We start from the raw sequence: 8,675 nt of genomic DNA, 5'->3' as shown, positions 1-8,675 counted from the left end.
CATTTTTATTATACAGCCATTAAAAATGACCTCTTTCATTCAAACATATATTATGTTATAATATGTTCAAACAATCATTCTTTAAATAGATTGATATTGAGAAAATCTGTTTAACAGTTAAAACGTGGAATCAAAGGTTTTAATGTTTTGTGAGTAAGTAAAAAAGTAGATAATCCGATAGGAGGTGTATGAACATGTTGAAAAAAGCCTTTTTAGTTTCTGCGATCTTGATTTCTTTTGTGTTTTCAGCTTTCTCAGTTACTTATGTTGTCGGTACAGAAGCATCTTTCCCACCTTTTGAGTACGTTGAAGGTGGAGAGTTTGTCGGATTTGATATGGATTTAATAAGGGAAATCGGAAAAATGTATGGATTTGAAGTTGAAATAAGAGATATTAGCTTTGACTCTCTCATACCTTCTTTAATGACCGGAAATATAGATATTATTGTCGCTGGAATGACTATAACTGAAGAAAGAGAGAAAGTAGTCGATTTTACAATCCCATATTATAGTGCTGATCAAAGTATTATGGTAAGAAAAGGAGAAGGTACCAATCTAACCATTCTTTTTAGGAATCCAAAAATCGGAGTTCAAACAGGTACTACAGGGGATATTTGGGTGACTGAAAATCTTGTTGACGCTGGTTACTTGCCGAAAGCCAATGTAATAAGATACGATACATTTAACTTCGCTGTTCGCGACTTAGTTAACAAAAATATTGATGTGATAGTGTTAGATAACCCTGTGGCTGAAAGATTCACCAAGACAGATTCGGTGGAAATTGTAGGAATCATTAAAACTAACGAAAATTATGGTATGGCCGTTGCACCAGGTAATGAGGATTTATTAAATATCTTGAACGAAGGCATAATGAAGTTACAAGAGTCTGGAAAAATGGATGATCTAATAGAAAAGTATTTTAAGTGATGTTCTAATTTTCTAAAAGAAAAACATAAGGGGGCTTCACCCCCTTTTATATTTAAATTAAAAAGGAAGGATGATACTTGGAAGACATTCAAGTGATTATAAATTCATTACCCTATTTATTAAAAGGAACACTTGTGACACTTGAATTAACCTTTTTTAGTTTGATCTTAGGATTTGTTGTTGGAGTTATAATTTCTTTTGGTCAATTGTATGGTAACAAATTCTTACAGTTAATTTTTTTAATCTACGAACGAGTTTTTAGAAGTATCCCTTTGATAGTTGTTCTTTTTTTAATTTTTTACGGTTTACCAGCCATCGGAATAAGATTAGATCCCTTGATTGCATCAATAATTGGATTAGGTTTGATAAGCTCAGCTTATCAATCACAAATTTTTAGAGGTGCAATTTCATCCATATCAAAGGGGCAACTAGATGCTGCTTATTCAATTGGAATGAACAAAATCCAGACTTTCATCTACATTATCTTCCCCCAGGCAATAAGAATCGCCTTATCAGGTTGGATCAATGAGGCATCAGTAGTCCTAAAAGATACATCAGTTGCTTATGCCTTAGGTGTGGTTGAATTACTTAGGCAAGGCACTTATATTATATCTGTAACTAATAGACCTTTGATAGTTTATCTAATTTGTGGAGCTATCTACTTTGTCCTAACTTTTAGTTTAAGTAGGGGATTTGGCATGATCGAAAAAAAGCTTACTATCCCAGGATACGAAACAAGGAGCGTTTAATAAATGAAAGAAGAGAAAGATATAATATTAAAAGTGGAAGATCTTCATAAGAGTTATAATGGAGCAGAAATACTCAAAGGAATAACATTTGAAGTTAAAAGAGGAGAAACAAAGGTAATAATAGGTCCGAGTGGAACAGGAAAGAGTACCCTTTTAATGTGTATAAATAGACTGGTAGAACCTGATTCTGGAAGAATATATCTCGAAGGAGATGAAGTATTATCTTCAAAGAATATTCACAAAATTAGGCAGGAAATAGGTTTTGTATTTCAGCACTTTAACTTATTTGATCACTTAACTGTGCTTGAAAACGTTAGAATTGGTTTGACTAAAGTGAAAAAGATTGAAAAATCTCAAGCAACGGAAATTGCATTTAAAGAATTAGAACGAGTTGGATTGAAGGATAAATCAGACCTTTATCCTGCTCAGCTTTCCGGTGGGCAAAAGCAAAGAGTCGCTATCGCTAGATCTCTGGCTATGAATCCCAAATTAATTCTGTTTGATGAGCCAACTTCTGCTTTGGATCCAGAGCTAATAGGAGAGGTTCTGAACGTCATGATTGATCTTGCAAAAAGTGGCATGACTATGGTGTGTGTTACACATGAAATGGGATTTGCAAGGGCTGTTGCAGATGAGATCATATTTATGGAAAAAGGCGTGATTGTTGAAAAAGGTCCCCCAGAATTGATGTTCAAAAATCCTCAAAAAGATAGAACTAAGGAGTTTTTGAATAAATTATCGCAGTTGTACGGAAAGGATGAAAACACATGAGCTTTTTTGAAATCGTTGGAAGTTCCTGGGTTTATATGGTGGAAGGCATATGGGTTACACTTTTTTTAACTTTAATTTCTATAGTCATAGGATTCTTTTTGGGCGTTTTACTTGCAGTTTCTAAAACGTATGGAAATAAATTATTCTATTATATAAGCTATGTTTTTATCGAGATAATAAGGGGGACACCATTACTTGTTCAACTTTTCATTCTATATTATAGTTTACCTGTTATTGGAATTAGGCTTTCTCCAATATTAGCCTCAATAATGGCTTTTTCTTTAAATTCTGCCGCTTATCAGGCCGAATATCTAAGAGGTGCCATTCAATCGATAAGTTCGGGTCAAATGCAAGCGGCTTTATCAATAGGAATGAAAAAATGGCAAGCTATCAGATTGATCATATTACCCCAAGCGTTAAGAAGGTTTATCCCTTCTTGGACAAATGAATTTATATACCTATTGAAGTATTCCTCTCTCTCTTATATCGTTGGAGCGCCAGAAATAATGGCTCAAGCTAAGTTTGTAGCGAGTCGTAACTTTGAATTCTTTCAAGTTTACCTATTTGCTGCTATCATATATTTTGTGTTGGTCACAATTTTTGGAGAAATATTCAGATTTATTGAAAAGAAAATCAAGATTCCTGGAACCCTCACTTATGCTAGGAATCGAATTTAGAAATGTAATAAAAGCTGAGTGATTGTAAAGTGAATGGCCGTTAAAGCCTTTTTAGAGTTATTAAAGCCGGTAATAAACGAAAAGACAGGAGGAAACAAATAAATGGAAATAATAGATCTTATAAAAAACCAGATCAATATAGCCTTGTCAGATATAGGTGTTTCTGAGATGGAACTCAATTTTACCATCGAAACACCTCCTAAAGACGATATGGGAGATTTTTCTTCCAACGTAGCATTCTTATTAACAAAAAGGTTAAGAAAATCACCTCAAGAAATTGCTCAAATTTTAAAAGAAGAACTAGTTAAATCTTCTTTTTTCGAAAAAGTTGATAATGCAAATGGTTTTTTAAATTTTTTTGTTTCTCCCCAAATATATCAAAGGATATGTTCTAAAATTTTGAGCAATCCAAAAACCTACGGGAAATTTGACATAGGGAAAGGTGCGAATATACAGTTTGAATTTGCAAGCATTAATCCCACCGGTCCCATCACTGTTGCTCACGGTCGACAAGCTGTTATGGGAGATGTTTTGGCAAATATCTATGAACAAGCTGGATACGTAGTTCAAAGAGAGATGTATCTAAACGATGCAGGTAGACAAATAAAACTTCTCTCCTACTCCCTATGGGTAAGATACAACGAAATTCTTGGTTCAAAATATGAAATACCCGAAGATGGTTACAGAGGAGAGTATCTAGTAGATACTGCAAAAAAAGTATTGAACAAATATGGAGAAAAGTTTAAAGACAAATGGGATGAAGAAACCGAGGATATATTCAGAAAAGAAGTTCTTGAAGATATGCTAAAAAACATGTTGGAAACGCTTGAAAAAATAAACGTAAACTTCGATGTAATCTTCAGTGAACAATTATTATTTAAAAATAAAATGGTAGAAAAAACCTTGAACGATTTAAAATCTAAAGGCTACGTGTATGAAAAAGATGATGCGTTATGGTTTAAAGTATCTGATTTGATAGATGAAAACGACAAGGTATTGATAAGATCTAAAGATTCGATGCCAACATACTTTTGTGATGACATTGCTTACCATTATTACAAGTACCTAAGGGGTTTCGACACTGTGATTGATATAATGGGTTCTGACCATCATGGTCACATACCTAGAATGATGGCTTCAGCAAAAGCTTTAGGATTACCAGAAAATTTTTTAAAAATAATTTTGCACCAATTTGTAAATGTAAAAAAAGGCGAAGAAATTATAAAGATGTCAACAAGAAGTGGGGAATTCTTCACTCTTGACGATCTTATACAAAATGTTGGAAAAGATGCTGTTAGGTACTTCTTTGCTATGGTTGATCCTGATACAACATTGAACTTTGATATCGATCTGGCTATAAAAAAATCCAATGAAAATCCCGTTTACTACGTTCAATATGCTCATGCAAGAATATGCAGCATATTTAAAGAAGCTCAAAAAAGAGGGATAAATTACGAATTATTTTTAGGTTTAGAAAATCTAAAAGAAGACGAAGAAAAATTATTGATGAGAGAGTTATCCTTATTTACAAATGTATTAACCAAAGCTGTAATTCAAAACAAACCTAACTTACTCACCCAATATTTGGAAAGAGTAGCATCAAGATTCCATCATTTTTACAATAACTTATCTGTTCTCAATGCAGAAAATTATGAGCTTATTCAAGGTAGGTTAAATCTTTGTCACGCAACAAAAATAGTCATAGCAAGAGGTTTGTCTATTTTGGGTGTAAATGCTCCTGAAAGCATGTGAAAGACAAAATCTCGAAATTAGAATTTGAAAGGGGGGTTTGGGGGTGCTCCCCCAACGTATGGTGATAAAACACAATTTCATCTTTTACTTAATAATATTAGGTATCACTCTATTCGTAGGTGTTCTATTCATCTACAGTTCTCTCTTTGCAATCAGTGACATCAAAGAGATAAACCCCGATCAAAAATTTCAAACATATATAATCGCCTTAATTCTCGGCTTTTTAGGTGCCGTAATTGCTTTTATGTTCAGTGATACTTTTACAAAAAACAAGCATATCATGATAGCTCTTTTTGTATTTTTAAATCTCATTTTAATTATAGTTTTATTCACTCAACCTATCGCAGGTGTGAAAAGGTGGCTGAATATTGGTCCTTTCCAATTTCAACCATCAGAGCTTGCAAAACTCATTATTCCTGCTTTCTTAGCTTTTTATTACACCCAAATACAAAATAAAAAGAATCTACTAATAAATGTAATTTTCCCCATTTTAGTATGTGGATTTAGCATATTCTTAATCTTTTTGGAACCAGATCTCAGCTCTTCCCTTATAATTACAATGTTAACCTTAATAACGATTTTTTTAGGAATAAGAGATAAAAAGGTTATGTTGTTCTTCTTTATTTTTACCTTGATTATCATCTCTGTTCTTTTTATCTTTAAGGATAATTTTCTCCAGACCTATCAAATTTCAAGATTGACAAGTTCCGACGATTTTCAGAGTCAACGTTCGAGAGATGCCATTACAAATGGTGGGTTGATTGGTACAGGACCTTTTGCCGGTGAATTTAAATACTATGTACCTGAATCTTACAGTGATTTTATCATATCCGTTATAGGAGAAGAATGGGGAAAATTAGGGATAGTAATGGTTCTAACTCTTTTCTTTTTTCTGTCTCATGAGCTTGTGTATTTAGCTTATCTTACTAAAGATCACGGTACTTTTATATTCTGTGGAGCTACAGCTTCTTGGATCTTCATTCAAGTTGTCATAAACACCTTGGTCGGATTGGGAGTACCATGGATGCCAGTTACAGGGGTAACGCTTCCAATGGTAAGTTATGGAAATTCTTCTATGATAGTTACATTAACATCTATAGGGTGGGGACTAGGATTGATATATCATAATTCGGAGTTGGCAAGTTCAGATGAAGAATAATAAAGAGTTAAAAGTTGTTTTTTCCGGTGGTGGTACAGGAGGGCATTACTACCCTGCTCTCTCTGTTTTAAAATATTTAAATAAATATTATAATAAGTTAGAGGTAATATATTTTACTACAAAAGGAAGAATTGAAGAAAAAAAGTTGCCTACCGACTTTCCAAAAGCAAAGTTAATTTCTCTAAATACCAAAGGTCTAGAAAGGCCATTATACAACGTTAAAAATATAAACAGAGCCTTTGAAGTTTTAAGTGATACGCGTAAAGTTGAAAAAATAATAAAAGAATTCAAACCTGTTTTTGGATTTCTCACTGGTGGATACGTAACTGTTCCCGTCGGTTTAGCTTTAAAAAAACAAAATATTCCATTTTATCTACATGAACAAAATTCAACACTTGGAATATCCAATAAAGTACTATCTAGATGGGCAAAAAAGGTTTTTGTAAGTTACGAAGAAACCAAATTGAATGATAAATTTATTTTTACAGGCAATCCTGTAAGAACGCCTGAAAAAGAAATCCCCAGAACTTACTTACGTAATTTTGGGATAAAGGATCTAAACAAAAGATGTATATTAGTCTTTGGCGGAAGCCTGGGTTCAAACGAAATAGATGAATTAATGTACAAAGTATACGAAAAAGAAAAAATTAACAATTACATACATATAACGAAAAATCAAGAAAAGTTCAAACAATTTCCCAACGTTTTTACTTTTGAATATATAGAAAATTTATATGAATTGATGGCTGTATCAGATGGGGTAGTATCAAGGGCTGGAGCAACAACACTCGCCGAAATTCAGTTTTATGATCTTTCTGGTATCTTGATCCCATGGAAAGGTTCAGCAGAAAATCATCAATTAAAAAATGCTCTTTCTCTTAAGAAGGAGGGAAAAATTGCTGTTATCGATGAAGAAAAAGTGGAAACTGATGAATTTATCAACTTTTTAAATCATATTCAACCAAAAAATACAGAATTTATATACACACCTAAGATAAATAAAGCAACAGAAAATATAATTAATAATATCGATGAGATTTTATAATGTGCAGAGATCTGAAATCTTTGTATTTTCGTAAGGAGGTATCTATGAAGTACTACTTTTCAGGAATTGGTGGAATAGGCATGAGTTCCTTAGCCTTGTACCTTGCTTATAAACATGGTATAACGAGTGTGCTTGGATCAAACAACGAAATGAACGAAAGAGTGGAATACTTAATAAAAAAAGGAATAAAAGTTAAATTAAATCAGGACTCAAATCTTCCTGATATCGATTTTTTAATAAAAACAACCGCAATAAAAGATACCAATCCAGAGCTGATAGAAGCAAAAAATAGAAAGATAGCTATTATTAGTAGAATGCAACTACTGAATTCAATATTACAAGAGCATACCTCAATAGGTATAACAGGAACAGATGGAAAAACCACCACTACCGCTATGGTCTCTCAAATATTCAAAAACGCTGGTAAAGATCCGACAGTTTTTTTAGGTGGAATACATGATTCACTAGAAGATGGCAACTTTAGATTTGGAAATGGAATAGTAATAGCAGAAGTCGACGAAAGTGATGGTTTTATCGAAAAAACAGAAACTAATTTTTCTATCATAAATAATTTGAGACCAGATCATCTTGAGCACTACAACAACGAATTTGAAAAGTTGGAAAGTTCTTTATATAAATTTGCAAAAAACACGAAAGAGCTGGTTATATTAAATGGAGATGACGTTCATCTCAACAAATGGCATTTGAACGAAAAGAAAGTATTATACTTTGGGCAATCTGAAAAGGCTGATTATATTATAAAAAACAGACATCAATATAACGGATATCAAGTGTTTGAGATCTATCACAAAAACACATACATCGGAGATATCACTTTAAATCTTCCAGGATTACACTACGCTTATGATGCACTGGCTTCAACCGCACTTTCTTTAGAATTAGGGATTGAGTTTAGCACAATAAAAGAAACCTTTCATAGATATAATTCGGTTGGACGAAGATTCAATATACTTTACGATAAAGATAATCTATCAATAATAGACGATTATGCCCATACACCTGACGAAATCTTAGAAACTATAAAAGCAACAAAAGAGTATTTCCCAAAAAGAAAAATAATAACCATATTTCAACCGCACAGGTACACCCGCCTTTACTTCCACATAAACGACTTTATTGATGTCCTAAAATATTCGGATGAGGTATTAGTTTACAGAATTTATTCGGCCTTTGAAGAACCCATAAATGGTGTAGATGAAAAAAAGGTTGTAGAAGCTCTTAATTCACAAGCTACTTTTTCCAAATATTATAATTCGGAAGACGAAATCATATCAGATCTTTTACAAGAAAAAAATGCTGTATTACTCTTTGTTGGTGCAGGAGACATAACTGACATAGCAAAAAAATTATCAAAAAACAAAAAAAACCGGCTGTATAATAAAAATGGTTGATGAGGTACTTGACAAAAGGGGTAAAAAAAAGATATCACTCCTCATAGAACAAAAAACAAAAAAATAAAAAGAGAGAGAGGAGTGATATCATGAGCAACAAAATTATAGCACAAATACTGGGTATTGACAAAGGGTTTAAGTTAAAAGAAAGAAAAGATTTGAGAAAAGAGGGAGAAATTTACTT

Annotated in this window: 8 protein-coding genes; all 8 read left to right on the top strand. The window is 32.8% G+C overall.

The features are described from left to right. The first annotated feature begins 194 nt into the window (after positions 1–194). The 8 genes from X926_RS06320 (at position 195) to murC (ending at position 8,491) form a co-directional block, all read left to right on the top strand. Positions 195–926, top strand: coding sequence for a basic amino acid ABC transporter substrate-binding protein (locus X926_RS06320; RefSeq protein WP_199171187.1), 732 nt, complete (start codon positions 195–197; stop codon positions 924–926). Positions 927–1,003: 77 nt separating this feature from the next. Further along, positions 1,004–1,675 (top strand): amino acid ABC transporter permease, encoded by a 672-nt coding sequence (locus tag X926_RS06315; RefSeq protein WP_012209448.1) that lies wholly within the window; start codon positions 1,004–1,006, stop codon positions 1,673–1,675. Between the two features lie 3 nt (positions 1,676–1,678). Continuing rightward, positions 1,679–2,446 (top strand): amino acid ABC transporter ATP-binding protein, encoded by a 768-nt coding sequence (locus tag X926_RS06310; protein ID WP_103065446.1) that lies wholly within the window; start codon positions 1,679–1,681, stop codon positions 2,444–2,446. Next, positions 2,443–3,123, top strand: a complete 681-nt coding sequence (locus X926_RS06305; protein WP_103065445.1) for an amino acid ABC transporter permease — start codon at positions 2,443–2,445, stop codon at positions 3,121–3,123. Before X926_RS06310 ends, X926_RS06305 begins: the two co-directional genes overlap by 4 nt. Positions 3,124–3,225: 102 nt before the next feature. Further along, complete coding sequence (gene argS, locus X926_RS06300; protein WP_012209445.1) at positions 3,226–4,875, top strand: arginine--tRNA ligase; 1,650 nt, start codon at positions 3,226–3,228, stop codon at positions 4,873–4,875. A gap of 58 nt (positions 4,876–4,933) precedes the next feature. After that, positions 4,934–6,034: an FtsW/RodA/SpoVE family cell cycle protein gene (locus X926_RS06295; protein ID WP_012209444.1), complete on the top strand. Its 1,101-nt coding sequence runs from the start codon at positions 4,934–4,936 to the stop codon at positions 6,032–6,034. Continuing rightward, positions 6,024–7,079 (top strand): glycosyltransferase, encoded by a 1,056-nt coding sequence (locus X926_RS06290; protein WP_012209443.1) that lies wholly within the window; start codon positions 6,024–6,026, stop codon positions 7,077–7,079. Before X926_RS06295 ends, X926_RS06290 begins: the two co-directional genes overlap by 11 nt. A 44-nt stretch (positions 7,080–7,123) precedes the next feature. Continuing rightward, positions 7,124–8,491 (top strand): UDP-N-acetylmuramate--L-alanine ligase, encoded by a 1,368-nt coding sequence (gene murC, locus X926_RS06285; protein ID WP_103065444.1) that lies wholly within the window; start codon positions 7,124–7,126, stop codon positions 8,489–8,491. Positions 8,492–8,675 lie beyond the last annotated feature (184 nt).

This window comes from Petrotoga sp. HWHPT.55.6.3 (assembly GCF_002895495.1).
In the GTDB taxonomy this organism is placed as follows: domain Bacteria; phylum Thermotogota; class Thermotogae; order Petrotogales; family Petrotogaceae; genus Petrotoga; species Petrotoga mobilis.
The sequence above is the reverse complement of the archived record's forward strand: the minus strand, read 5'-3'. Positions and strand labels throughout refer to the sequence as shown.